At 69.0% G+C, this 23320-nt stretch carries 21 protein-coding genes; 9 read left to right on the top strand and 12 right to left on the bottom strand.

The genetic code is table 11. From position 1 onward, the window contains the following. The first annotated feature begins 60 nt into the window (after positions 1-60). A complete protein-coding gene (locus OIE13_RS20475) occupies positions 61-1638 on the top strand; it encodes a DUF7800 domain-containing protein (RefSeq protein ID WP_326637461.1) in 1578 nt (525 codons plus the stop codon). A gap of 159 nt (positions 1639-1797) precedes the next feature. Here the strand turns inward: OIE13_RS20475 and rocD are convergent, their stop codons facing one another. The 5 genes from rocD to OIE13_RS20450 form a co-directional block, all read right to left on the bottom strand. Next, positions 1798-3009, bottom strand: a complete 1212-nt coding sequence (rocD, locus tag OIE13_RS20470) for an ornithine--oxo-acid transaminase (RefSeq protein WP_326828572.1) — start codon at positions 3007-3009, stop codon at positions 1798-1800. Between the two features lie 42 nt (positions 3010-3051). After that, positions 3052-3846, bottom strand: coding sequence for a dimethylargininase (gene ddaH / locus OIE13_RS20465; protein ID WP_326637465.1), 795 nt, complete (start codon positions 3844-3846; stop codon positions 3052-3054). A gap of 126 nt (positions 3847-3972) precedes the next feature. Next, entirely contained in the window at positions 3973-4470 is a 498-nt protein-coding gene (locus OIE13_RS20460) for an Lrp/AsnC family transcriptional regulator (RefSeq protein ID WP_326637467.1), read from the bottom strand. Between the two features lie 193 nt (positions 4471-4663). Further along, on the bottom strand, positions 4664-5371 hold the full coding sequence (locus OIE13_RS20455; protein WP_326637469.1) for a DUF5941 domain-containing protein: 708 nt from the start codon (positions 5369-5371) through the stop codon (positions 4664-4666). Then, positions 5368-6945: a CDP-alcohol phosphatidyltransferase family protein gene (locus tag OIE13_RS20450; RefSeq protein ID WP_326828571.1), complete on the bottom strand. Its 1578-nt coding sequence runs from the start codon at positions 6943-6945 to the stop codon at positions 5368-5370. The genes OIE13_RS20455 and OIE13_RS20450 overlap by 4 nt, the downstream gene beginning before the upstream one ends. Positions 6946-7122: 177 nt before the next feature. Between OIE13_RS20450 and recO the strand changes: the two genes are divergently transcribed. Next, positions 7123-7860, top strand: coding sequence for a DNA repair protein RecO (gene recO, locus OIE13_RS20445; protein WP_326637474.1), 738 nt, complete (start codon positions 7123-7125; stop codon positions 7858-7860). After that, the gene (locus OIE13_RS20440) at positions 7857-8636 is read left to right on the top strand and encodes an isoprenyl transferase (RefSeq protein ID WP_326828570.1); all 780 of its coding nucleotides are present in this window, start codon (positions 7857-7859) and stop codon (positions 8634-8636) included. The genes recO and OIE13_RS20440 overlap by 4 nt, the downstream gene beginning before the upstream one ends. Before the next feature lie 82 nt (positions 8637-8718). On the opposite strand, the gene OIE13_RS20435 is transcribed toward OIE13_RS20440, so the two are convergent. The 6 genes from OIE13_RS20435 to OIE13_RS20410 form a co-directional block, all read right to left on the bottom strand. Beyond that, positions 8719-9267, bottom strand: coding sequence for a CGNR zinc finger domain-containing protein (locus OIE13_RS20435; protein WP_326637478.1), 549 nt, complete (start codon positions 9265-9267; stop codon positions 8719-8721). Between the two features lie 274 nt (positions 9268-9541). After that, positions 9542-9949 (bottom strand): Fur family transcriptional regulator, encoded by a 408-nt coding sequence (locus OIE13_RS20430; protein WP_326637480.1) that lies wholly within the window; start codon positions 9947-9949, stop codon positions 9542-9544. Beyond that, positions 9946-10779 (bottom strand): metal ABC transporter permease, encoded by an 834-nt coding sequence (locus OIE13_RS20425; protein ID WP_326637482.1) that lies wholly within the window; start codon positions 10777-10779, stop codon positions 9946-9948. Before OIE13_RS20425 ends, OIE13_RS20430 begins: the two co-directional genes overlap by 4 nt. After that, on the bottom strand, positions 10776-11528 hold the full coding sequence (locus OIE13_RS20420; RefSeq protein ID WP_326647009.1) for a metal ABC transporter ATP-binding protein: 753 nt from the start codon (positions 11526-11528) through the stop codon (positions 10776-10778). The genes OIE13_RS20425 and OIE13_RS20420 overlap by 4 nt, the downstream gene beginning before the upstream one ends. 36 nt (positions 11529-11564) lie before the next feature. Continuing rightward, on the bottom strand, positions 11565-12542 hold the full coding sequence (locus OIE13_RS20415) for a metal ABC transporter substrate-binding protein (protein WP_326637483.1): 978 nt from the start codon (positions 12540-12542) through the stop codon (positions 11565-11567). Positions 12543-12868: 326 nt separating this feature from the next. Then, positions 12869-13258, bottom strand: a complete 390-nt coding sequence (locus tag OIE13_RS20410; RefSeq protein ID WP_326637485.1) for a DUF6703 family protein — start codon at positions 13256-13258, stop codon at positions 12869-12871. Positions 13259-13331: 73 nt separating this feature from the next. On the opposite strand from OIE13_RS20410, the gene OIE13_RS20405 reads away from it, so the two are divergent. The 5 genes from OIE13_RS20405 (at position 13332) to OIE13_RS20385 (ending at position 20342) form a co-directional block, all read left to right on the top strand. Continuing rightward, on the top strand, positions 13332-13610 hold the full coding sequence (locus OIE13_RS20405) for an antibiotic biosynthesis monooxygenase family protein (protein ID WP_326637487.1): 279 nt from the start codon (positions 13332-13334) through the stop codon (positions 13608-13610). A gap of 131 nt (positions 13611-13741) precedes the next feature. Continuing rightward, complete coding sequence (locus OIE13_RS20400; protein ID WP_326637489.1) at positions 13742-15127, top strand: glycine--tRNA ligase; 1386 nt, start codon at positions 13742-13744, stop codon at positions 15125-15127. 93 nt (positions 15128-15220) lie between these two features. Beyond that, positions 15221-15892, top strand: coding sequence for a response regulator transcription factor (locus OIE13_RS20395; RefSeq protein ID WP_326828569.1), 672 nt, complete (start codon positions 15221-15223; stop codon positions 15890-15892). A gap of 325 nt (positions 15893-16217) precedes the next feature. Continuing rightward, on the top strand, positions 16218-18860 hold the full coding sequence (ppdK, locus tag OIE13_RS20390) for a pyruvate, phosphate dikinase (protein ID WP_326828568.1): 2643 nt from the start codon (positions 16218-16220) through the stop codon (positions 18858-18860). Positions 18861-19109: 249 nt separating this feature from the next. Beyond that, on the top strand, positions 19110-20342 hold the full coding sequence (locus OIE13_RS20385; RefSeq protein ID WP_326637494.1) for a deoxyguanosinetriphosphate triphosphohydrolase: 1233 nt from the start codon (positions 19110-19112) through the stop codon (positions 20340-20342). Positions 20343-20368: 26 nt separating this feature from the next. Here OIE13_RS20385 and OIE13_RS20380 read toward each other — a convergent pair whose 3' ends face one another. Next, on the bottom strand, positions 20369-21202 hold the full coding sequence (locus OIE13_RS20380) for a M23 family metallopeptidase (protein ID WP_326828567.1): 834 nt from the start codon (positions 21200-21202) through the stop codon (positions 20369-20371). Between the two features lie 258 nt (positions 21203-21460). Here OIE13_RS20380 and dnaG point away from each other — a divergent pair, with 258 nt between their 5' ends. Beyond that, the gene (gene dnaG / locus OIE13_RS20375) at positions 21461-23311 is read left to right on the top strand and encodes a DNA primase (RefSeq protein ID WP_326637498.1); all 1851 of its coding nucleotides are present in this window, start codon (positions 21461-21463) and stop codon (positions 23309-23311) included. Positions 23312-23320: the final 9 nt, after the last annotated feature.

Genomic DNA, 23320 nt, shown 5'->3' with positions numbered 1-23320 from the left:
CAATCTGGGAGGAACGTACGAATCCGGTGGGCTCCGATAAAGGATTCCTACCGTCGTGCAGTGGCGGAGGGGTTGAACGTGCCGGAACTTGTGGTCGGGCCGATGTTGCGTTATGTCGACGAGACGAGCGCGTCGGTATGGCTGGAGACGAGCGAGCCGTGCGAGGTGACGGTCGAGGTCGGTGGGGTGAGCTCGCAGGCCGGGACGTTCACGGTCCACGGTCACCACTACGCGATCGTGGACGTGGCCGGCGGCGGGGCCTACGAGGTGCGTCTGGGCGCCGAGGCCGTGTGGCCGCCGCCCGGCCGGCCGCCCAGCCGCATCCGCCTGCTCGGCCCCGGCGGGCCGAACCGGGTGATGTTCGGCTCCTGCCGGACCAGCGTGCCGCACGACACCCTGCACACGATCTCCCACGGGGTGGACATGCTGCGCGCGTACGGCTGCACCCTGATGGAGACTCCCGAGGACCGGTGGCCCGACCTGCTGCTGCTCCTCGGCGACCAGGTCTACGCCGACGAGCCGTCCGCCGAGATGCTGGAGTTCATCGGGAGTCGCCGGGACAGCGAGCCGAAGAAGGAGATCGCCGACTTCGAGGAGTACGCCGAGATCTACCGCCGGGCGTGGACCGACCCGGAGATCCGCTGGATCCTCTCCACGGTGCCCACCGCGATGATCTTTGATGATCACGACCTGCGCGACGATTTCAACACCTCCAGCACCTGGCGCGAGCAGATGGAGCGCGTCCCCTGGTGGCGGCACCGGGTGATCTCCGGGATCGGCGCCTACTGGGTCTACCAGCACCTGGGCAACATGTCGCCGGCCGAGCGCGCCGCCGACGAGCTGCTCAGCAAGGTCTGCGCGGCCGAGGGGGACGGTGCGGAGGTCCTCGACGCCTTCGCCGAGCACGCCTATGACGTTCCGGCCGACAGCCGGTGGAGCTACGCCCGCGATCTCGGGGACACCCGTCTGATCATGCTCGACTCCCGCTGCTCCCGCCGGCTCACCCCAACAGACCGGCGCATGATCGACCCGGTGGAGTGGGAGTGGCTCACCGAGCGGCTCCGCGGGGACGGCGCGAAGCGCTTCGTGATCGGCTCCTCGGTGCCGTTCCTGCTTCCCGCGGGCATCCATCACATCCAGAACTGGAACGAGGCCCTGGCACAGGGGGCATGGGGCGCCAGGGTGGCTCGCTGGTCGGAGGCGCTGCGCCAGGCGTTGGACCTGGAGCACTGGGCGGCCTTCCGGCGCTCCTTCGAGGATCTGTCCAGGCTGCTGGCCGGGCTGGGGAAGCCGGTGATCATACTTTCCGGAGACGTGCACTACTCCTACGTTTCAAAGGCGCGCGGGCTCCCCATCTACCAGCTGGTCTGCTCGCCGATCCGCAACCCGCTGAGCCGCACGCTCCGCCTGGCCAACATCGTCGCCCAGTTCGGCGTCGCCGGCCTGATCGGACGCTCGCTCTCCCGCCTGGCCAGGATCCCCAGGACGCCCTTCACGTGGCGGATCACCGACGGCCCGTGGTTCTCCAACGCGGTGGCCGTCCTGTCCCTGGACACCGCTCCCATGTCGGCCCGCTGGGACACCGCCACCGGCACCGATGTCTCGGAGATCGCCACGGTGGAGCTGAAGGGGATTTAGCGGGGCGGGGCCGCTGTCTCTCGCCGGGAGTTCTCCGGTCGACGCCCGGTGCGGAACCACCGTCCGTACCCGGAGCGATTGCGGCTCACGCGTCACGGACGCGTGAGCCGAACCGGCTCCGTCATGTCGGGGCTCTGCCGGCCCGTCCGGGCCGGTGGCTCACTCCGCCAGCTCGGCGAGGACGGCGCCGAGCTGGTCGATCGCCCAGACGAGGTCCTCCTCGGAGATGACGATCGGCGGGGCGAGGCGGACGGTCGAGCCGTGAGTGTCCTTGGCCAGGACGCCGTGGGCCATGAGCGCCTTGGAGACCTCACGCCCGCCGGCCAGGGACGGGTCGATGTCGACGCCCGCCCACAGGCCGCGCCCGCGGACGGTGACCACGCCCTGGCCGATCAGGCCGCGCAGTCTCTCGTGCATGACCTCGCCGAGATCCCTGGCCCGTGCCTGGTACTCGCCGGTACCGAGCATCTCGATGACCGCGTTCGCGACCGCGCAGGCGAGGGGGTTGCCGCCGAAGGTGGAGCCGTGCTGCCCCGGCCCGATCACGCCGAGCACGTCCTCGTTCGCGGTGATCGCCGAGACCGGGACGACGCCGCCGCCCAGGGCCTTGCCCAGCACGTAGATGTCGGGGACGACGCCCTCGTGGTCGCAGGCGAAGGTGTCGCCGGTACGGCCGAGACCCGACTGGATCTCGTCGGCGATCATCAGGATGTTCTCCGCGGTGCACAGCTCGCGGACCTGGGTGAGGTAGCCGTCCGGCGGGACCAGCACGCCTGCCTCGCCCTGGATGGGCTCCAGCAGCACCGCGACGGTGTTGGCGTCGATGGCCTCGTGGATCGCCTCGACGGAGCCGTACTTGACGATCTTGAAGCCGGGGGTGTACGGGCCGAAGCCGTCATGGGCGTCGGGGTCGGTGGAGAAGCTGACGATCGTGGTGGTGCGGCCGTGGAAGTTGTCCTCCATCACGATGATGTTGGCCTGCTCGGCGGCGACGCCCTTGACCTCGTAGCCCCACTTGCGGGCCACCTTGATCGCGGTCTCCACGGCCTCGGCGCCGGTGTTCATCGGCAGGACCATGTCCTTGCCGGTGAGGTCGCCCAGCCCGGCGGCGAAGGTGGCGAACTGGTCGTGGAAGAAGGCGCGGCTGGTCAGGGTGAGCCTGGACAGCTGCTCCTGGGCCGCTGCGATGATCTTCGGGTTGCCGTGCCCGAAGTTCAGCGAGGAGTAGCCGGACAGGCAGTCCAGGAAACGCCTGCCCTCCACGTCGACCACCCAGGCGCCCTGCGCCTCGGATATCACGACGGGCAGCGGATGGTAGTTGTGAGCGCTGCGGCGCTCGCTCAGCTCGATGAAGTCGTCAGTGCTGGTCATTTGATGTCCGCCCCTTTTGGTCCGTGGCCGTTTCGCCCGGCACTATCCCCTGATCTCCAGCGTGCAGCACTTCGGACCGCCCCCGGCCTTGCGGAGCTCCGACAGGTCAACGGGGATGATCTCGAAGCCCCGGCGCTTGAGCTCCAGCTGGAGATCGGCGGCCTCGACGTTGATCACCACGTTGCTGCCGTCGCTGACCGCGTTGAGGCCCAGCACGGCGGCGTCGTCCTCACCGGCGATGACGGCGTCGGGGAAGAGGCCGCGGAGCACCTCCTGGCTTCCAGGGGAGAAAGCCCCCGGGAAGTATGCCACGTTGTGTCCGTTTAGCGGGAAGAGGGCGGTGTCCAGGTGGTAGAACCGCGGGTCCACCAGCTGCAGCGTCACCACCGGTCGGCCGAGGAACTCCTGGGCCTCGGCGTGAGCGGTGATGTCGGTACGGAAGCCGGTGCCGGCCAGCACCAGGTGGTCGAGGGTGAGGAAGTCCCCCTCACCCTCGTTGGTGAAGGTCGCCTCGCGGACCCGCTGGTAGCCGTTGTCGGCGAACCATTTCAGGTAGGCGGGCCCCTCGGCCGCCCGCTGCGGGTGGGTGAACCGCGCGCCGTACACGCGACCGCCGACCACCAGCGCCCCGTTGGCGGCGAAGACCATGTCCGGCAGACCCTTCACCGGATCGATGAGGCTGACGCGGTGCCCGAGATCCTCGTAGGCGCTCCTGAGCGTCTCCCACTGCCTGATCGCCACCTCGCGGTCGGCACCGGCCTCGGGACGCATCCACGGGTTGATCGCGTACTCAACCGCGAAGTGGTCGGGCCGACACATGAGGTAGTGCCTCGTCATGAATAACCCCGTATCGAAGGTCGTGGTGAAAACGCCGGCTCAGTGGCGGCGTCATCAGCCTAGGAAACGGTGTTCTCGCAGGCCAAGAGCTTGCTCTTGCGTTCTGGCGCGGGTTTCTTGCGCGCTTCAGGCGATGAACGGTGATTCGTTGTGCGGGGCGATGAACGGCTCGTCGCGCGAGGTCATGAGCGGCGCCTCGATCAGCCGGGAGAGCACGATGGAGCTCTTGGTCCGCACCACGAACGGCTCCGAGGCGATGCGTTCGATCACCCTCTCCACGTGCCGCACATCGGTGGCCCTGATGTGCAGCAGCGCATCGGCCTCGCCGGTGATGGTGCACGCCGAGACCACCTCGGGATGGCGGCCGATGGCCACCCCGATCTCCGACGGCGAGGTCTTCCCCGCGCAGAACAGCTCCACGTAGGCCTCGGTGGTCCAGCCGAGCGCCGCGGGCTCCACCCTGGCGGTGAACCCGGTGATGGCGCCGGTCTCGCGCAGCCGGTCCACCCGGCGTTTCACCGCCGACGCCGACAGGCCCACCTGCTGTCCGATCTCCGCGTATGTGGCTCGGGCGTCCTCGACGAGCGCCCCGATGATGTCGCGATCCAGCCTGTCCAGTTCCACGCTGACCTGTATATCGCTTCGGGTCCGTCCGGGCTCGCGACGAGCGGTCCACCCGCGCTCACGGCGGACGGCGGCGACCCGAGGTGAATCCGTGTCGCCGTGCGTCCGGCCGCGCACCCGGTCCTGTGATCAATGAAAATGCCGCCGGACAGATGACCTGTCCGGCGGCATCCGCCATCTGTGCGGTCTCCGGTCAGGTCTGCTCGGCCTCGCCGGTGGCCTGCTCCTGGGCCTCCTCGGGGGAGGCCTCCAGGTCGTCGCCCGCCTGGGCGAGCGCCGTCTGCTTGTCCAGGCGGACCCAGCTCGTCACGCTCTCGACGGCGAACAGCACACCGAGGTAGATCGTGAGCGCGGCCAGCACCCAGGTCAGCACGCCCAGCGCGGCACCGGCGCCGATCAGCAGCAGCCTGAGCTCCCAGCCCAGGCCGGCCCGGAAGACCCAGGGGGCCGGCCAGATGCTCTGCCGTGTCCGGTACACCGTGTCGTAGGTGTGGTAGCCGATCACGTAGATCAGCACGTACAGCAGCCACTTGGGCGCGTCCGCCGCCAGGCCGATCAGGATGATCGTGAGGAACTCGGCCCCGCGGATCAGCGGCGGCGCCAGCCAGTCGAGCTTGCCGAGGTGGTCACGGGCCGCGGTGGGCAGCACCAGGACGATCATGATCAGCACGGGGACGAGCAGGATCGGCCCGTCCACCAGCATCCCGGTCACCGCCATCGCGATGATCGCCAGCAGCGCGGCGAGCGTGGCGGGCACCGGGGGCAGCCCGGGGCCGACCCGCTCACGCAGCAGCGTCACCAGCGGGCCGTCGTCGCGGTAGGCGAGCAGTCGCGCGGTCTGGATGCGCAGCCGCTCCTGGTACGGGTCCGGAGCGGGGATGGTCTGCGGCTGGGTGATCATGCGAGAGACCTCATCAGGCGTCCGGTGAGCGAGTAGGCGGCACCGATGCCACCCCAGATGATCAGTGTCAGGAAGGTGATCCTGGCGTCGAACAGGGCGCTGACGATCGCGATGGCGGCGAAGCGCTCACCGATGGGGAACACGATCATCTTGCGGGCCCAGTGCACGGCCCGGAACCTGCCGGCCCTGCCCCACATCTTCAGCAGGCTGCGGATCCCGCCGGTCTGGGCGGCCTTGCGCTGTTCCAGCGCCTGGCGAAGGCCGGTGTCGGCGCTGACCGACAGCGGCACCGAGGGCAGCGGCGACGGGGGCTTACGCCGGTTCGCCGCGCCGTAGGAGAAGTCGAGCAGGTGCTTGATGGACTGCACACCGAGCGCGATCAGCGCCAGCGTCCACACGTCGCCCACGCCGGAGACCGCAGCGCCGACCGCCAGACCGGCGAAGACCACGTACTCCTTGAACCGGTCGAAGGTCGCGTCCAGCCACGCCCCGAGCACGCCGAACTTGCGGGCGTACCGCGCGACCTGGCCGTCCACGCAGTCGAACACGAACGCGAAGTAGATCAGCACGCCGCCCGCGACCATCCCGGCCCGCTCACCGGTGGCGAAGCAGAGCGCCGCGGCCACGCCCAGCGCGATCGAGATCAGCGTGACCTGGTTGGGGGTCAGCCCCCGCCTGGCCGCCCAGCGGGCGATGAACCGGGAGTAGGTGCTGACGAAATAGGTGGTGAAGAAACCGTCGGCGCCCTTCACCGCGTTGTTCAGCCTGGCACTGTCCTCGTTGAACGTGACCATCTCGGCCGGCGCCTCGATGGCCTGCCCGGGAGTGGACACCCGGCGGAAGAACAGGTCCCGGCGGCCGCGGACGCCGACCGAGACGCCCTTGCGGACCAGGCCCAGGACCAGCAGCTGGACCAGGTCGTCGTCGGGGCCCAGCAGGTGGGCCATGTCGGCCAGCTCGCGGGCGGCCTCGGCGAGGACCGGCGCGTGCTTGTGGTGCAGGTGCAGCGGGCCGAGCAGGACCGCGTTGGGCCTGGTCACCGCATGGAAGGCCGAACCCACCGAGATGATGCGGGACCTGCGGGCGCGTACCCGGACGGGCAGGTCCTCCAGCGTCCGGTCGCCGATCTCCGGCTGCGCCTCCTCGATCGGGACGTCGGGGACGACGGCGTCGCCGTTCTCGTCCTCCTCCCGGGGCTCCCTGACGATCAGCGCGAGCGCCCCGCGCTTCGACTTGGTGATCTGGTAGATCAGCTCGTCGTGGATCAGCGAGTTGGCGGGCAGGATGAGCAGGTTCTCGGTGGCGGCCTCGGCCGCCTCGGCCACGGCGCGCAGGTCGCCGGCCAGGTCGGAGGTCTCGACGAGGCTGCCGGGGAAGCCCCGGTAGGCGGCGGCCTCACTCGATCGGGCGATCGTCACCGGCTCGGGGTCGATCGAGGCGAGCTGGCCGTGCAGCTTGCCGATCACCGTGGGGCAACCGGGAAGCGCGGGCAGGGTCAACGCGGCGGGCGGCGTCGCCTGGCCGGTAGCGGCATCGGGGCCGGGCGATGAGCCCAGCAGGACCACGCGGGGCATGGCACCCTTTCATGCGGAGACGGGTGTGAGGCGGTGTAGCGGGGGATGTATTTCGCCAGAGGCCAAAGTTTAGTGAGTTTTAGGTGAACAACACGCACCAGTGATCTATCCGTGTCGTTTGATCATGGTTGCACCTCTGCCAAGTGAATCGCCCCACGCCCCCACTACACTGTGCGGGTGAGTCTGTACCGTGACGACGGCATCGTGCTGCGCACCCACAAGCTGGGCGAGGCCGATCGCATCGTCACAGTCCTGACCCGGCGGACGGGCAAGATCCGAGGGGTCGCCAAGGGCGTCCGGCGCACGACATCACGATTTGGCAGTCGGCTCGAACCGTTCACCCATGTCGATCTCCAGCTCCACACCGGCCGCACCCTCGACGTGATCACTCAAGCCGAGACCATCCAGCCGTACGGCCGGCCACTCGTCGCAGACTACCCGCGCTACACGGCGGGCATCGCCATGCTGGAGACCGCCGACCGCCTGATCATGGGGGAGAAGGAACCGGCGCTCCGCCAGTTCCTGCTGCTGGTCGGCGGCCTGCGCACGCTCGGCTCGGGCGCCCACGAGGCCAGGCTCGTCCTGGACGCCTACTTCCTGCGCTCTCTCGCGGTCGCCGGTTACGCCCCCGCCCTGGAGGCCTGTGCCCGGTGCAAGGCGGTCTCGGTGCGGGCCTTCGCCATCGTGGCCGGCGGTGTGGTGTGCGGGGCCTGCCGTCCCGCGGGCGCGGCGGTGCCGGAGGGGGAGACCCTGGCCCTGATGGTGGCGTTGCTCAAGGGGGACTGGCTCACCGCCGACGCATCGGGGGCCAGGCACCGCGCGGAGTGCAGCGGCCTGGTCGCCGCGTATCTCCAGTGGCACCTCGAACACGGCATACGCTCTCTTCGACACGTAGAAAGGGAACTCGCCACGTGAACGTCCGCCCGCCCGTCCCGCACCCCTCCGGTGCAATCCCGCCCCCGATCCCGCGTGACCTCGTGCCGCGGCACGTGGCGATCGTGATGGACGGCAACGGCCGGTGGGCCAAGCAGCGCGGCCTGCCCCGTACCGAGGGCCACAAGGCGGGCGAGGCGTCGCTCTTCGACGTGATCGAGGGCGCGATCGAGCTCGGCATCCCCTACCTGTCGGCCTACGCCTTCTCCACGGAGAACTGGAAGCGCTCCCCGGACGAGGTCCGTTTCCTGATGGGTTTCAACCGCGACGTCATCCGCCGACGCAGGGACCAGCTCCACGCGATGGGCGTGCGGGTCCGCTGGGCGGGCCGCCCCGGACGGCTGTGGCGAAGCGTCATCCAGGAACTGCGCGACGCCGAGCAGATGACCGAGGGCAACTCCACCCTGACCCTGCAGTTCTGCGTCAACTACGGCGGCCGCGCCGAGATCGTGGACGCCGCCCTGCGCCTGGCGCAGGACATCGCCGAGGGGCGGGTCAAGCCGGGCCGGGTGAAGGAGGAGACCTTCGCCCGTTACCTGGACGAGCCGCAGATCCCCGACGTCGACCTGTTCGTGCGCTCCTCGGGCGAACAGCGCATCTCCAACTTCCTGATCTGGCAGACGGCGTACGCCGAGATGGTCTTCCTCAACCGTCTCTGGCCCGACTTCGACCGCCGTGATCTGTGGCAGGCCTGCGAGACATACGCCAAGCGCGACAGGAGGTACGGCGGAGCCGTGCCGAACGCGACCGCGGAATGACAATGGTGTCTTCCGGGCGCCCTCGACGGGCCAGGAGGCGCGCCCGGTCCAACGCCGGAGCGGGTACGGGCGGCGAGTGACCTCAGGCCCGGCGTCGCGCACGGTAGGCGGCCACGTGCATGCGGTTCCCGCAGGTGCGGCTGTCGCAGTAGACCCGCGAACGGTTGCGGGACTCGTCCACGAAGACATGGTCGCAGTCGGGCGCCGAGCAGGTGCGCAGGCGCTCCCACTCGTCCTCGACGAGCAGGTGGGCCAGGGCGACCCCGATGTCGGCCGCCAGGTGCTCGTCGAGTGAGGCGTCCGGCGCGAAGTAGTGGACGTGCAGGGGGTGGCCGTCGTGCTCCGCCAGGCGCGGGGTGATGCGGGTCCCGCTCAGCAGGGTGTTCAGCCGGATGACCGCGGTGGGCTGGTCCGGGGCGGTGAAGACCTTGTGGAAGGCCTCGCGCAGGGCGCGCACCTCGGCCAGGTCGCCCGCGTCCAGCTCACCGATCCCGCTGACCTCCCAGCGTGCCACGAAGTCGCCCAGTTCCCGCAGATCGGTCAGGGTGTCCTCGCCTCCGGTGGAGGGGGAGGTGTTGACCAGGTCGACCGCGGTGGCGAGTGAGTGCACCATGTCATGTCCGAATGGCATGTTGACTCCTGTAGAAAGCGGTTACAGCGTGAGGCTCGCGGTGGCTTGCCGTGTCGGAAGCGTATCTCTCCGGCGGACCTTCGCGCCTTCTCTCTCTCGTTCTCTCTCGCGCACATCGCCGTGGCACGCCCTGTGAACACCCAGCCGGCATGATCTTCAGCGGCTCCACGTCCGGTACGCCCCCGTCGCCCGGTGCGTTTCCCCGAGTGGTGAGGATCCGGCGGGCTCAGACGCGGCCCGGTGCGTTTCCCCGGGTGGTGAGGATCCGGCGGGCTCAGACGCGGCTCGGCGCATGGGCCGGTTTGGCGGCTGTGGAGCAGGAGGCACAGGTCCCGAAGATCTCCACCGTGTGGGTGACCTCGGTGAACCCGTGCTCGGAGCCGATGGCCTCGGCCCAGCGCTCCACCGCGGGTCCGGCCACCTCCACGGTACGGCCGCACATGCGGCAGACCAGATGGTGGTGGTGGTCGCCGCTGGCACACGCCCGATAGACCGACTCACCGTCGTCGGTTCTCAGCATGTCGACGTGACCGGTGTCGGCGAGCGCCTGGAGCGCCCGGTAGACGGTGGTCAGTCCGATCTTGGCGCCTTCCGCGCGCATCTCCGCGTAGACGTCCTGCGCACTGCGGAAACCCTCGCTCTGACGGAGGACCGCGTGGACGGCATCACGCCTGTTGCTCATGAGCTGGACTCCTGGGGTCGGCTTCGGCGTATGAATCTACCGAGCCCGAGGGCGAGGACGAACCCGGTGAGAGCGACGATCACGATGATCGCACCCGGCGGGACCTCGACGTAGAAGGAGGAGGTCAGGCCACCGACCGTGGCGATCATCCCGAAAAGCATGGAAAGCAGCATCGTGCTCACGAAACCTCGGGTGAGCTGCTGGCTGGTCGCCACCGGCACCACCATCAGCGCGCTGACCAGAAGCAATCCTACGACGCGCATGGCGATGACCACGGTCAGCGCGGCGGTCACGGCGATCAGCAGGCTGAGGAAGCGGACCGGCAGGCCGCTGGCCTTGGCGACCTCCTCGTCCTGGCAGAGCACGTAGAGCTCCCGCCCGAAGACGGCCAGCACGCCGAGGACCGCCGCCGCCAGCAGGCCGATCACCCACACGTCCTCGACGGGGACGCTGCTGATCGAGCCGAACAGGTAGGACATCAAGGTGGCGTTGCTGCCGCCGGGGGCCAGCGAGATGAGCAGCACCCCTCCGGCGATGCCGCCGTAGAACAGCAGCGCGAGCGCCACGTCACCGCTGGTCCTGCCGCGTGCGCGGACCACTTCGATGGCCACGGCGCCGAGCACGGAGACCAGTACGGCGGTCAGCACCGGGGCGGTCCCGGTCAGGAAGCCCAGGGCCACGCCGGTCAGCGCGACGTGCCCGATGCCGTCGCCCAGCAGGGCCAGGCGGCGCTGGACCATGAACGTGCCGATGGCGGGGGCGACCAGGCCGACCAGGAGGGCGGCGATCAGCGCCCGCCGCATGAAGTCGAACTGCAGAAGCTCGATCACGACGAGGGCCTCCAGTCGAGCGGGCTCACGGGCTCCTCCTCGGCGTGCGGGTGCACGTGGTCGTGGCCGGGCAGCGCGTGAGTGCCGACCGCCTGGGGCGGCGGGCCGTCGTGGCAGACGTACCCGTCCCGCAGGACCACCGCGCGGGTGATCAGGGGTTCCAGCGGGCCGAGCTCGTGCGCGACCAGCAGGACCGTCTTGCCCTGCTCCACGAGCGTGGACAGGGTCTCGGCCAGGAGCATCTGGCTCCCGGAGTCGACGCCGGCGGTGGGTTCGTCCATGACGAAGGTGTCGGGCTCCCCGGCGAGGGCGCGGGCGATCAGCACCCGCTGCTGCTGGCCGCCGGACAGGGTCTGCACCGGGTCGGAGGCGCGATGGGCCAGGCCGACGGCGGCCAGCGCCCTGTCCGTCGCCTCCCGATCGGCCGCGCGGGCCGGCCGCAGGCGTCGCTGCCTGGCGATCCGTCCCGAGGCGACGACCTCGCGGATCGTGGTCGGCACGCCGCCGCCCACCGAGAGCCGCTGGGGCACGTAGCCGATTCGCCACCACTCGCGGAACCGGGCGGGGGGTCTGTCGTACAGGAGGGTCTCGCCGCCGGACAGGGGGATGAGGCCGAGCAGGGCGCGGATGAGGGTTGACTTCCCCGACCCGTTCGCACCGAGCACCGCCACCGCCTCACCCGGCTCGACGGACAGGTCGATCCCGCGGAGCACCGGGCGGCGGTCCAGGTTGACCCTGCCGCCGTTCATGGTGAAAACCGTTTTGCTGGATGTCACGTCTGGCCTTCAGGAGCAGCTGAGTGCCGATTGGAGGGCTGTGAGGTTCTGGCGCATGGCGGACAGGTAGTCGCCGGTCGCCGGCCGGCTTTCGACCGGGTCGAGGACCGCGGTCTTCGCGCCGACCTCCTGGGCGAGAACCTCGGCGACCTTCGGTCTGACGAGAGTCTCGGTGAAAATCGTAGTCACTTTCTCCTGCTTAGCCACTTTTGACACTTCGGCGAGGCGTGCGGGAGAGGGCTCGGCGTCGGGATCGATGCCGCTGATGCCGATCTGGTGGAGCTTGTAGCGGTTGGCGAGGTAGCCGAACGCGGCGTGGCTGGTGACGATCGCGCGTGAGGAACACGTGGCCAGGCCCTTGGCCAGCTCGCCGTCCAGGGCGGTGAGGTCGGCCGCGGCTCCGGCGGCACGCTCCCGGTAGCCCGGCGCGTGCGCGGGGTCGACGACGGCGAGCCTCTCGCCGAGCTTGGTGGCGACCGTCGCGAAGCGGGCCGGGTCGAGCCAGAGATGGGGGTCGTGGCCGGCCTCCTCGTGGCCGTGTCCCTCCTCGCCGTCGTGGCCCTCCTCCTCGGTCGCGGGCAGGGTCGGGACCGAGGAGGCCACGTCGAAGCCCCGGTCGGCGGCGTGCTGTTCGACCGCCTCGTCCACGGCCGGCTGAACGCCCTTGATGTAGACGACGAGCCTCGTCTCCTGCAACCCGGCCACCTGGAGCGGGGACAGCTCCAGGTCGTGTGGCTCGACGCCGGGCTTGGTCAGGCCGGTGACGGCCACGTCGGGGCCGCCGACCCGCTCGGTGAGCCACTGCAGGGGATACATGGCCGCGGTGACGACGGGCTTGCCCGTCGCGGAGGCGCCTGACGCCCCCCCGGGCGATTCATCGGTTGAGCCGATTTCGGCGCCGCAGGCGGTGGTGGCGGCGACAAGGGCGGCGGACGCGACCAGGCTCGCGTTACGTATGCGGATACGTCGGGAGGACTCGGACATCATGTCACCCAGTATGCGCGCAAATGAAAACGGTTGTCAAAACCGTGCGCCACCCCCATGATCGTCGGCCTCGTGATCGCCGCCCCTGTGATCACTGACTCCGTGATCGCCGCCCCAGTGATCGCCGCCCCAGTGATCGCCGCCCCAGTGATCGCCGCCCCAGTGATCGCCGACCCTGTGATCGACGGCGCCGAGGTCAGGGAACCCGCCGGCCCGGCGGACGGGGGGGACACCCACGTCAGCCCGATCACCCCCGGTGTGACGGCTCCACGCGCCGGGTGCCCGCGACGTACGGGCGCCGCCACGCCCGGGGCGAGGGCGAGGTGGCGTCAGAAGGCGCCGAAGCGGTCGGCGGCGAGCAGGATCAGGAAGGTGAGCAGCGCGACACGCAGCAGGCGGCCCCCGGCCCCCAGGGACGGCCACGACATGTAGGCGAGCCAGCCGACGAACCCGATCACCGGAAGCACGGCGATGCCACCCCAGAAGGACGGCACCGCGAAGCCGGTCAACAGGAGGATCACCAGCACCACCGGGGCGATCCACCGGGGGAGCTGGAACAGGAAGACGAGCGGGGCCGCGCTGCGCCGCTCGGCCTTCTTTCGCAGCCCGGTCGCCCCCGGCGTGAAGAACTGCTCACCCGCCGGCAGCGGGCGTTTGCCCTGCCTGGGGCGGGACTGTGCCAGCGGGTGTGCGGGGCGTTTCCCACGCTTGTCGGCCACGAGTCGAGCCTAACGTCATCGTGGCCCTACGGGATGTCGCGGGGCGGGGGGCGGGCTCTGGCATGCTGGGCGGATGCTTGCTCTCATCCGCTATTCGGTACCGTCCGGCCGGACCGAGGAGTTTCTGGCCGGGGCCCACGAGATCATCGACACGCTGGCGGAGCAGCCGGGTTACCTGCGCGGCAGGGTGTCGAGATCGGTGGACGAGCCGGAGCTGTGGGCGCTGGTCAGCGAGTGGGAGGGCGCCGGGTTCTACCGCAGGGCGCTGGGCGCGGCGCGGATGGCGATGTATCCGCTGATGACGCTCATGATCAACGAGCCCAGCGCGTTCGAGGACGTCGGCCGTCCCTGAGGTTCCGTGGAAGCTTTGCCGGAGTGAGGCGGGCGTCATGGTTTATGCGCACGTCCCGAGGGGCCGTCTCCCCTAAGCTGGAGACTCAATCAATTCCTCGCCGACCTCCAGCCGGATGGAGATTTTCCCTTATGGCACGCCGTACGGACATCATGGACACCATCGTCAGCCTCGCCAAGCGGCGTGGTCTTGTGTATCCCTCCAGCGAGATCTACGGCGGCCTGCGCGCGTCGTGGGACTACGGTCCGCTGGGCGTGGAGCTCAAGAACAACGTGAAGCGGCAGTGGTGGAAGACCGTGGTGCAGGGCCGTGACGACGTGGTCGGTCTCGACTCCTGTGTGATTTTGGCTCGCGAGGTGTGGCAGGCCAGTGGCCACGTGGACACCTTCACCGACCCGCTGACCGAGTGCCAGTCGTGTCACAAGCGCTACCGCGCCGACCACCTCGAAGAGTCGTACGAGGAGAAGCACGGCAAGCCGCCCGCCAACGGCCTGGCCGACATCACCTGCCCCAACTGTGGCAACAAGGGCTCATTCACCACTCCCAAGCAGTTCAGCGGCCTGCTGAAGACCTACCTCGGCGCGGTCGAGGACGAGTCGGGCCTCGCCTACCTGCGGCCGGAGACCGCCCAGGGCATCTTCATCAACTACCTCAACGTGCAGCAGTCGGCGCGCAGGAAGATCCCGTTCGGCATCGGCCAGATCGGCAAGTCGTTCCGTAACGAGATCACTCCGGGCAACTTCATCTTTCGCACCCGTGAGTTCGAGCAGATGGAGATGGAGTTCTTCGTCAAGCCGGGCAGCGACGAGGAGTGGCACCAGTACTGGATCGACGAGCGCTTCCGCTGGTACACCGATCTGGGCATCACCCCCGACAACCTGCGCATCTACGAGCACCCGCAGGAGAAGCTCTCTCACTACTCCAAGCGGACCGTCGACATCGAGTACCGCTTCAACTTCACCGGCAGCGAGTGGGGCGAGCTTGAGGGCATCGCCAACCGCACGGACTTCGACCTGACCGCGCACGGCAAGGCCTCCGGCACCGACCTCAGCTTCTTCGAGCAGGACACCGGCGAGCGCTACGTCCCGTACGTGATCGAGCCGGCCGCCGGTGTCGACCGCGCCACGCTCACCTTCCTGATCGACGCCTACACCGAGGACGAGGCGCCCAACGCCAAGGGCGTCATGGAGAAGCGCACGGTCATGCGGCTCGACCACAGGCTCGCGCCGGTCAAGGTCGCGGTGCTCCCGCTGTCGCGCAACGCCGACCTGTCGCCCAAGGCCAAGGACCTGGCGGCCCAGCTCCGCCGCCGGTGGAACGTCGAGTTCGACGACGCGGGTGCGATCGGCCGCCGCTACCGCCGCCAGGACGAGATCGGCACGCCGTTCTGCATCACCGTCGACTTCGACACTCTCGACGACCAGGCGGTCACCGTCCGTGAGCGTGACTCGATGGCCCAGAAGCGCGTGGCCCTCGACCAGGTCGAGCCCTACCTCCGCCAGCACCTCAACGACTGAGAAACGACCCGCTCCGCGACGACACGGGAGCGACGGAGGCGGGGACGGCGGTGGCAGCCGCGTTTCGGGCCGTGCACGATCTAGGTTCGTACCATGCGACTGCTCGTTGTCGAGGATGAGAAAGACCTGGTCGAAGCCCTGCGAGTGGGGTTCGTCCGGGCTGGTTACACGGTCTGCGTCGCCCGCGACACGGCGCAGGCCAAACAGCGGCTCCAACTCGACCCGTACGACGTGGTCCTGCTCGATCTCGACCTGTCCGGCCGCGACGGCTTCGAGCTGTGCCGCGCGCTGCGGCGGACCGCCAACGGCGGGGCCGCGCGGATCATCATGGTGACCGCGCGGGACCGGCTGGACGACCGGGTCCTCGGACTGGACGAGGGACCCGACGACTACCTGGTCAAACCGTTCGCCTTTCCCGAACTGCTGGCCAGGGTGAGCGCGTTGCCGCACGGGGAGCCGAGCGGCGGCACCGCGATCTTGCAGGTGGGGGACCTGCGGCTGGACGTCTCCAGGGCGCAGGCTCGCGCGAGGGGCCGGGAGTTGGGGCTCACCCCCAAGGAGTTCGGCGTGCTGCACTACCTGATGGCCCACTACGGGCACGTGGTCTCGGCTGAGGAACTGCTTGAGCATGTCTGGGACGAGCACGCCGACCCCCTCAGCAACACCGTACGGGTGACGGTCGGCAATCTGCGGCGCAAGCTCGGCGCCGAGGGTGTGATCGAGACCGTGATCAGCAGGGGGTATCGGCTGCGGGAAGGTTCGTAAAGGCCGCTCCCCGTGCCCTGCGGCATTGCACCGGAAGCCTGCCCCGGGTGGCGGCGTGCGATGCCGGGCCGGTCGCTGAACCCGCCGTGAACAGGGTCGAATACTAGGGAAACCAGCCCACATCAATTGATATAAGCCGATTCTCGAAGCGGTCAATACCCTCGTGTATTTGATCTAGATTTGAATTGGATTAGACCAGTTTATCTGCTCTGAACTGGGAAAATGCAGTGTTGCGCATTGGGTACTGTTTCGTCGCCTTGTTCGTCGGTAGAGTCCGCAGGGAGGCGGGACTGGACGCCGTTCTGAAGTCGAAGAAGGAGCAACCGTGCCCAAGTACGTTTACGACTTCACCGAGGGCAACAAAGATCTCAAAGGTCTGCTTGGCGGTAAGGGGGCGAACCTCGCCGAGATGACCAATCTCGGGCTGCCGGTGCCCCCCGGCTTCACCATCACCACCGAGGCATGCCAGAGCTTCCTGCGGGACGGGGTGATTCCCGGGGGAATGCAGGAGGAGGTCTCGGCGCACCTGGCCGCGCTGGAGACCAAGATGGGGCGCCGGTTGGGCCAGGCTGACAACCCGCTCCTGGTGAGCGTGCGCTCAGGCGCCGCGTTCTCCATGCCCGGCATGATGGAGACCGTTCTCAACATCGGTCTGAACGACGACTCGGTCCACGGACTGGCCAAGCAGGCGAGCGGCAACGAGCGTTTCGCCTGGGACTCCTACCGGCGCCTCATCCAGATGTTCGGCAAGACCGTCCAGGGCATCGACGGCGAGCTTTTCGACGAGGCCCTGGAGGAGCTCAAGGCCGGCCGCCACGACCTGGAGCTGGAGGCGGCCGACTTCCGGCGCCTGGTCGCGACCTACAAGGGCATCGTCCGCGCCCAGACCGGTGAGGACTTCCCCGCGGATCCCCACCAGCAGATGAACATGGCGGTGGAGGCCGTGTTCAAGTCGTGGAACGCCCCGCGAGCCGTCCTCTACCGCCGTCAGGAACGCATCCCGGCCGACCTGGGCACGGCGGTCAGCGTCTGCTCGATGGTCTTCGGCAACTGTGGCATGGACTCCGGCACCGGTGTGGCCTTCACTCGTGACCCCGGTACCGGCCAGCAGGGCGTCTACGGCGACTACCTGCAGAACGCCCAGGGTGAGGACGTGGTCGCGGGCATCCGCAACACCATGCCGTTGCAGGAGCTGGAGAGCCTCGACAAGGCCGTCTACGACGAGCTCATGCACACCATGGAGACGCTGGAGAACCACTACCGCGACCTGTGCGACATCGAGTTCACCGTCGAGCGCGGCAGGCTCTGGATGCTCCAGACCCGGGTGGGCAAGCGGACCGCGGGCGCGGCCTTCCGCATCGCCGTGCAACTCGTCGACCAGGGTGTGATCAACCTCGACGAGGCCGTGACCCGGGTGACCGGCGACCAGCTGGCCCAGCTCATGTTCCCCCGCTTCACCAGCGAATCCGGCGCCGAGATGATCGCCAAGGGGATGAACGCCTCACCGGGCGCGGCCGTCGGCAAGGCCGTCTTCTCCACCGAGCGGGCCGTCGAGCTCGCCGCGCAAGGAGAGGCGGTCATCCTGGTCCGCAGGGAGACCAACCCCGACGACCTGGCCGGGATGATCGCCGCCCAGGGCGTCCTGACGAGTCGCGGCGGCAAGACCTCGCACGCCGCCGTGGTCGCCAGGGGCATGGGCAAGACCTGCGTCTGCGGGGCCGAGGAGCTGGAGGTCTCGGTCAGGAATCGCAGGTTCACCACGTCTTCCGGCGTTGTGGTCTCCGAGGGAGACGTCATCTCCATCGACGGTAGCAGCGGGGCCGTCTATCTCGGCGAGGTGCCCGTGGTCCCCTCCCCGATCGTGGAGTACTTCGAGGGCTCCGGTGACCAGGACGACGAGCTCGTCGGCGCCGTGCACCGGATCATGTCCCACGCCGACGAGGTACGCCGGCTGGCCGTGCGCGCCAACGCCGACAACGCCGAGGACTCCGCCAGGGCGCGCAGGTTCGGTGCCCAGGGCATCGGGCTCTGCCGTACCGAGCACATGTTCCTCGGCGAGCGCCGCAGCCTGGTCGAGGACCTGGTGCTGGCCACCTCCGAGGCGGAGCGTGAGCGGGCGCTGGCCGCGCTGGAGCCGCTGCAGCGGGCGGACTTCACGGAGATCTTCCAGACGATGGAGGGGCTGCCCGTCACGATCCGCCTGATCGACCCGCCGCTCCACGAGTTCCTGCCCGACTTCACCGAGCTGTCGGTGAAGGTCGCCCTCGCGGGCGACGCGGCCGACCGGAAGGACCGCGAGCTGCTGGCCGCGCTCAAGCGGCTCCACGAGCAGAACCCGATGCTGGGCCTGCGCGGTGTACGGCTCGGCCTGGTCATCCCCGGTGTGTTCGCCATGCAGGTCCGGGCGATCGCGGCGGCGGCCAAGGCCGTGCCGGGCAGTCGCGCGGAGATCATGATTCCGCTCGTGGCCGCCGTACAGGAGCTGGAGCACGTCAAGGACGAGGCGCGGAAGATCCTCGCCGAGGCCGGGGTCGAGGCGCTGATCGGCACGATGATCGAGGTGCCGCGCGCGGCGCTGACCGCCGGCCAGATCGCCGAGGCCGCCCAGTTCTTCTCCTTCGGTACCAACGACCTGACCCAGATGACCTGGGGCTTCTCCCGCGACGATGTCGAGGCCGCGTTCTTCTCCAAATACCTTGAGCTCGGTGTCTTCGGCGTCTCCCCGTTCGAGACCCTGGACCGTGACGGTGTCGGCAGGCTCGTCACCATCGCCGCCGAGGAGGGCCGCAAGGTCCGGCCCGACCTGAAGCTGGGTATCTGTGGCGAGCACGGCGGAGACCCGGACTCGATCCACTTCTGCCACCAGGTGGGTATGGACTACGTGTCCTGCTCGCCGTTCCGTGTTCCGGTAGCCCGCCTGGAGGCCGCCCGCGCCTCCCTGGTCTGCGACGGATCCGACACTCGCTGACCTTTCGGATCCCGCCCGGGCTTCACGGGTGTGTGACCTTTCGGATCCCGCCCGGGCTTCACGGGTGTTTCGCCTCCGGCACCGCCGGAGGGAACACCCGTGAAGCCCGGGCCCCGTGGTCGTCCCATCTCACCGGGGCGGCCGCGGGGTCCGGTACGAGCCGAGGATGAAGGTCACCGGCCCGGTAACCAGGTGTTTTCTTGCCGTTCCGCATAGCACGCTCTTTTCGCGGATAAAATCACTGCACTTATGCATGGTTATGACGAACACGACCAGGTCAGATGGGTGCCGGAACCGCCCGGCAACCCCGGCAGAAACCCGTTCGGGCGGGATCGGGCGCGGGTGCTGCACAGCGCCGGGCTGCGGCGGCTCGCCGCCAAGACCCAGGTCGTCGGCCCGGGAGAGACCTTCGGCAGTGGCCAGCACATCCCCCGTACCCGCCTGACCCACTCGCTGGAGTGCGCCCAGATCGGCAGGGAGATGGGCGAGACGCTCGGCCGGAATCCCGACCTGGTGGAGACCGCCTGCCTGGCCCATGACCTCGGCCACCCGCCGTTCGGTCACAACGGGGAGACGGCGCTCAACGAACTCGCCGCCGGGTGCGGCGGCTTCGAGGGCAACGCGCAGAGCCTGCGTCTGCTGACCCGGCTGGAGGCCAAGGTGGTCACCGAGGACGGCCGTAGCGCCGGCCTCAACCTCACCCGCGCCTCCCTGGACGCGGCGGTCAAGTATCCGTGGACCAGGGAAAGAAGTGCCAAGTACTGCGTCTACGACGATGACCTGCCGGTCTTCGAGTGGATCAGGGAGGGCGCGCCCGAGGGGCGGGTCAGCTTCGAAGCCCAGATCATGGACTGGGCCGACGACGTCGCCTACTCCGTGCACGACCTGGAAGACGCCCTGCACTCCGGCAACGTGGTGCTGGAGGCGATGCGCGACCCGGCGGAGCGCCGCGAGGTCTGCGCGACCACCCGCGAGTGGTACGCCCCCGACGTCGAGCCCGGCGAGCTGGAGGATCTCTTCGGACGCCTGATCACCCAGCCGCTCTGGCCCCGCCACTTCGACCGCTCGCTCACCGACCTCGCCGCGATCAAGGGGCTCACCAGCTCGCTGATCGGCCACTTCTGCAGGTCCGCCGAGGTGGCCACCCGCGAGGCGTACGGCCCGGCTGCCGGGCGCTACAGTGCCGACCTGATCGTGCCCAGAGCCACCCGGCTGGAGTGCGCGCTGCTGAAGGGGGTCACCGCCCACTACGTGATGGCCAGCGACGCGCACAACGCCAACCAGGCCAGGCAGCGCGAGCTGATCCACGATCTGGCCCACCAGATCATGCTGGGCGCCCCCGGCACCCTGGAACCGGCGTTCAGGCCCGCCTTCACCAGGGCCGAGAGGGACGCCGATCGACTACGCGTGGTCATCGACCAGATCGCCTCGCTCACCGACACCTCCGCGGTCGCCTGGCACCGACACCTGGCGGGTCGCTGACCTCCTGAGGGCGGTCGCCGTCGCGCTCAGCCACCGCCCAGCGTGACCTGCTCCGGCTCCGGCTCCGGCGGCTTCTCCGGCTTTTTGGAGGGCTTCTTCGTCGGCGCCGGCTTCGACGCGCAGAGGGTGACGCACCTGGGAGCCGCCCCGGTCCGTTTCATCACGGCCCGCATCTCGTCGGCCGGGGAGAACGTGGGGTTGCCCTTCGACCAGGCGTCCAGGTAGTTCCACGGCTTGACCATGCCCCGGCGGATCCACCACAGCGAGGGGTCGGTCTTCCAGGAGATCGCGAAATAGAGGTTGCTGGCCATGGAGCGGGCATTGCCCGAGTTGCCGATCTGGCCCAGGAGCCGGCCGGCGCTGACGCGCAGCCCCGGCCTGATCTCCGGGGCGACCTTGTCCAGGTGACCGCCCAGGTAGCGCACGCCGTCGTCGCCGATGATCGTGACGAAGCGCCCCTCACGGGCGGCACCGTGATCGGTGGAGGGCTTCCAGCGGTTCTTGACGTTGACCTCGTCGACCACGCCGTCCACCGGTGAGACGAAGGAACAGCCCTTGGCCGCCCAGATCGTGGTCTTGGGCAGCACCAGGAGCTTGCGCTGGTAGTCGACCGAGCAGCCCTTCACCGGGAAGACGTAGGTGTGTTCGGAAACCTTCGGCGGCGGAATCTGCACCGGGGGGTCGGGCTTGGGACGGTCGACCGCCGTCTGCGGGGCGGGAGTCGGCGTCGCCTCGGGCATGGTCGCGGTGACCGAGGCCGGCGCCCCGGCGGCGGCCTCGAAGCTCGGAGTCACCGTGCCGATGCCCGCCACCCCACCTGGCGACGCGCAGGCTCCGGTAACGAGCACCGCACCTGTCACAGCGGCCAATCGTGTCTTTTGCCCCGATCGCATGATCTCCACCCGCGTACATTATCGAAAATCCACCTTTACCTTTGTAACCGACGTCATGGTTGGTCACGACCTCTTTGGGAAAGTCATCGTTCCTCCTGTCCGTCCCGTCCCGGCGGCACCGCTCCCACGTGTCGGAAGGCGGACCGGGCCGACTGCTCCCACGTGTCGGAAGGCGGACCGGGCCGACTGCTCCGACCTGTCAGGGGGCCGGACTAGACTCGCGGCGTGGCAGGCCGGATCAGTGACGAGGACATCGCGCTCGTACGGGAGCGCTCACCGATCGCCGACATCGTGGGCGAGCACATCCAGCTTCGCAACGCGGGCGGCGGCAACCTGAAGGGGCTCTGCCCCTTTCATGAGGAGAAGAGCCCGTCGTTCAACGTGACCCCCACCCGGGGTTACTGGTACTGCTTCGGCTGCGCCGAGGGAGGTGACGTCATCACCTTCGTCCGGCGTCTGGAGCACCTGTCGTTCGGCGAGGCGGTCGAGCGGCTGGCCGTCCGGGCGGGCATCCAGCTCCGCTACGAGCAGGGCGGCTACGTCCCGGGGCGCGAGCAGGGCGAGCGCACCCGCCTGATCGAGGCCCATCGGGCGGCGGCCGAGTTCTACGTCTCGAAGCTGGCCGCGCCCGACGCCGCGATCGGGCGCAGGTTCCTGTCGGAGCGCGGGTTCGAGAGGGTCGACGCCGAGCGTTTCGGCGTCGGGTACGCCCCGGCCGAGTGGGAGGCGCTCTCGCGGCATCTGATGGCCAGGGGGTTCACCAGCGCGGAGCTGATCAAGGGAGGACTGGCCAAGGAGGGGCGGCGCGGTCCGATCGACCGCTTCCGGGGACGGCTGGTCTGGCCTATTCGCGATATAACCGGTGATGTCATTGGTTTCGGCGCGCGGAAGTTGAATGACGCCGAAGACGGGCCGAAATACTTGAACACTCCAGAAAGCCCGCTCTATAAGAAGAGTGAGGTCCTCTACGGTGTGGACCTGGCCAAGCGTGAGATCTCCAAGCGCTCCCAGGCCGTGATCGTCGAAGGCTACACCGACGTGATGGCCTGTCACCTGTCGGGCGTGCCGACGGCGGTGGCCACCTGCGGCACCGCGTTCGGCGAGGAGCACATCAAGGTGCTCCGGCGGCTGCTGCTCGACCACACGGGCTCCCAGGGCGAGGTGGTCTTCACCTTCGACGGCGATTCCGCCGGGCAGAAGGCGGCGCTGCGCGCCTTCGCCGACGAGCAGAAGTTCGCCACCCAGACCTTCGTGGCGGTGCAGGCGGACGGGCTCGACCCGTGCGACCTGCGCATCAGGCATGGCGATGCGGCCGTACGCGACCTGATCGCCGGCAGGGAACCGCTGTTCGCCTTCGCCATTCGCAGCGTGATCTCCCGCTACGACGCGAGCACCAACGAGGGGCGGCTCGCCGGGCTCGACGCCGCGGCACCCATCGTGGCCCGGATCAAGGACCAGGGACTGCGCAAGCTGTACGCGGTGAGCCTGGACCGCTGGCTCGGTTTCAACGACGAGGGCTTCGTGCTGGACCGGATCATGGAGGTGTCCCTGCGGGCACAACCGGGTCCCCGCCAGAAGGCCAGGCCGAGGAAGATCGCCGACCTGACCGACCCCACGGTCAGGACCGAGGCCGAGATTCTCAAACTGGCGGTGCAACGTCCCGCGCTGCTCGGCCCGGAGTTCGACGTGATGGGCGGGGAGGCGTTCACCCTTCCCGAACATCTCGCCCTCTACAAGCTCATCGCCGACGCGGGCGGCACGGCGGCGGCCGGAGCCGGCGGGCGGGAATGGGTGGACCGGTTGCTGGGCGGCGTGAACGACTCCCTGCGGGGACTCCTGACGCGTTTCGCGGTCGAGGAGATCCGCGCCGACCTGACAAGTGAGGAACGGTACGCGGCGGGACTGCTGGTGGCACTTGAGTTGATCACCGTCACTCGGGTGCTCGATCAGCTCAAATCACGCATGGAGCGGACCAATCCCGTCGAGGCGCCGGAGGATTACAAGCGGTTGTACGCGGAATTGGTCGCGCTCGAGCAGCAGCGGCGCGTGCTGAGGGAACGCGCCGCCGCGAGCTGACCGCGTAAT

This window comes from Streptosporangium sp. NBC_01810, from assembly GCF_035917355.1.
Taxonomy (GTDB): domain Bacteria; phylum Actinomycetota; class Actinomycetes; order Streptosporangiales; family Streptosporangiaceae; genus Streptosporangium.
Note: the sequence above shows the minus strand (reverse complement) of the source record. Positions and strands in the feature narration are given on the sequence as shown.

What these genes read in the sequence shown, in the direction of transcription:
- OIE13_RS20415 (WP_326637483.1), bottom strand. Translation starts at nt 12,542, where the DNA reads ATGATGTCCGAGTCCTCCCGACGTATCCGCATACGTAACGCGAGCCTG.
- OIE13_RS20385 (WP_326637494.1), top strand. Translation starts at nt 19,110, where the DNA reads ATGCATGGTTATGACGAACACGACCAGGTCAGATGGGTGCCGGAACCG.
- OIE13_RS20450 (WP_326828571.1), bottom strand. Translation starts at nt 6,945, where the DNA reads ATGCCCCGCGTGGTCCTGCTGGGCTCATCGCCCGGCCCCGATGCCGCT.
- rocD (WP_326828572.1), bottom strand. Translation starts at nt 3,009, where the DNA reads ATGACCAGCACTGACGACTTCATCGAGCTGAGCGAGCGCCGCAGCGCT.
- OIE13_RS20455 (WP_326637469.1), bottom strand. Translation starts at nt 5,371, where the DNA reads ATGATCACCCAGCCGCAGACCATCCCCGCTCCGGACCCGTACCAGGAG.
- OIE13_RS20400 (WP_326637489.1), top strand. Translation starts at nt 13,742, where the DNA reads ATGGCACGCCGTACGGACATCATGGACACCATCGTCAGCCTCGCCAAG.
- ddaH (WP_326637465.1), bottom strand. Translation starts at nt 3,846, where the DNA reads ATGACGAGGCACTACCTCATGTGTCGGCCCGACCACTTCGCGGTTGAG.
- OIE13_RS20395 (WP_326828569.1), top strand. Translation starts at nt 15,221, where the DNA reads ATGCGACTGCTCGTTGTCGAGGATGAGAAAGACCTGGTCGAAGCCCTG.
- OIE13_RS20405 (WP_326637487.1), top strand. Translation starts at nt 13,332, where the DNA reads ATGCTTGCTCTCATCCGCTATTCGGTACCGTCCGGCCGGACCGAGGAG.
- OIE13_RS20420 (WP_326647009.1), bottom strand. Translation starts at nt 11,528, where the DNA reads ATGAACGGCGGCAGGGTCAACCTGGACCGCCGCCCGGTGCTCCGCGGG.
- OIE13_RS20430 (WP_326637480.1), bottom strand. Translation starts at nt 9,949, where the DNA reads ATGAGCAACAGGCGTGATGCCGTCCACGCGGTCCTCCGTCAGAGCGAG.
- OIE13_RS20435 (WP_326637478.1), bottom strand. Translation starts at nt 9,267, where the DNA reads ATGCCATTCGGACATGACATGGTGCACTCACTCGCCACCGCGGTCGAC.